Origin of the sequence: Parapedobacter sp. ISTM3 (assembly GCF_016533505.1) — a bacterium.
GTDB lineage: Bacteria > Bacteroidota > Bacteroidia > Sphingobacteriales > Sphingobacteriaceae > Parapedobacter > Parapedobacter luteus.
Map to the genome: position 1 here is coordinate 1 of NZ_JAENGN010000052.1, position 1,269 is coordinate 1,269.

Here is a 1,269-nt window from a genome sequence, read left to right on the forward strand (position 1 = left end):
TTTTAAATTCAAACAATCCATCGGACAAACCGTTGCCATCATATGGAGTATGAATTTTTAGATATACCCGTATCCATTGAGGGCGAAGTTGACCATACCGAGGACGAATTGCTACAAATGAATAATGCCTTTGCTCTCATCGTGCTGGCCTGCAAAAGGCGTTACTGAACGGCGAATTAGTTTTCAGTTTAACAGCCGTGCATGATATTTTAGTCGAAATCAAAAAAATCAGACAAAAAGGACTTCTTTTTCCGTGGATATTTATGTCTGTCTTCGTATTTATCATATTTGCCATAACCCTCGGAGTAGGGGCGCTTTTCTTCGTTTAAGTCCTGTTTCCCATAATTATTCCCCTCTGTTCTTTGTGCAGAATACTCCAATAATTTATCGAGTTCGCCTTTATCCAGCCAAATTCCCCTGCAATTCGGACAATAATCTATTTCAACGTTTTGACGTTCCGTCATTAACAAGGTCTCGTTACAATTCGGACACTTCATGATTATTCGAGATTATGTTTAAAATATAAATATAAGTAAAATTATATAGGTTCTCGTATCGATAACATATTTTAACATGCCCGGTATTACATGATCGCCCATTGGTGCGGCAGTCGTATTGAATCCTAATATATCGGTTGGTTTAATTCTTAAATTCAACTTCTTAATATAGGAATAGAGAAGGTTTTAATTTATGTTTGTCATAACATTTATAGACGCAGTTTCAATGATAAGATTTTACGCATTTGTCTTTTTACTATTCCCCATAGCAGTACTCGGTCAAAACATAAATAAAAGCAAAATAACAATTAACAATTTTTGTGATACAATTCCCTTTGAATATACCCGTGGAAAAATAATCGTCAATGTCGATGTTAATAATCAACGAAAACGTTTCATATTTGATACAGGTGCGCCTTGTCTCATTTCCACGAATCTAATGCATGCCATCAATGCGACTGTTGTCGGGACTGGTCATATCACGGATGTTACTGGTAAAGCTCAGGAGCAACAGATTGTCAATGTTCCCGAAATAAAGCTTGGTAATGTTCAATTTACGGATGCTGTTGCTATGGTTTTCGACCGCCAAAGAATCGGATTGCTGGACTGCTTCGACGTTGACGGTTTTATCGGCAGTACATTATTAAAGCATTGTATAGTGCAAATTGACCTGGCGCAGAAAATTATTATCTTAACAGACAGGTTAACCAGGCTGGACTTAAGGGGTGCTTCCAAATCAAGAATAAAATTGGATAGAAATAGTAGACCCTTT

At 37.0% G+C, this 1,269-nt stretch carries 3 protein-coding genes; 2 read left to right on the forward strand and 1 reads right to left on the reverse strand.

Features of this window, described 5'->3' with window-relative positions; genetic code table 11:
• The first annotated feature begins 42 nt into the window (after window positions 1-42).
• Complete coding sequence (locus JHJ32_RS23055; RefSeq protein ID WP_255539856.1) at window positions 43-168, forward strand: hypothetical protein; 126 nt, start codon at window positions 43-45, stop codon at window positions 166-168.
• A 41-nt stretch (window positions 169-209) separates the two neighbouring features.
• Here JHJ32_RS23055 and JHJ32_RS22515 read toward each other — a convergent pair whose 3' ends face one another.
• The gene (locus JHJ32_RS22515; protein ID WP_233632817.1) at window positions 210-464 is read right to left on the reverse strand and encodes a zf-TFIIB domain-containing protein; all 255 of its coding nucleotides are present in this window, start codon (window positions 462-464) and stop codon (window positions 210-212) included.
• 259 nt (window positions 465-723) lie between these two features.
• Here JHJ32_RS22515 and JHJ32_RS22520 point away from each other — a divergent pair.
• On the forward strand, window positions 724-1,269 hold a 546-nt coding region (locus JHJ32_RS22520; protein ID WP_200122967.1), incomplete at its 3' end, for a retropepsin-like aspartic protease.

Excerpts from the sequence above, each read along its gene's own strand:
- JHJ32_RS23055 (WP_255539856.1), top strand. The coding sequence starts at position 43 with ATGGAGTATGAATTTTTAGATATACCCGTATCCATTGAGGGCGAAGTT.
- JHJ32_RS22515 (WP_233632817.1), bottom strand. The coding sequence starts at position 464 with ATGACGGAACGTCAAAACGTTGAAATAGATTATTGTCCGAATTGCAGG.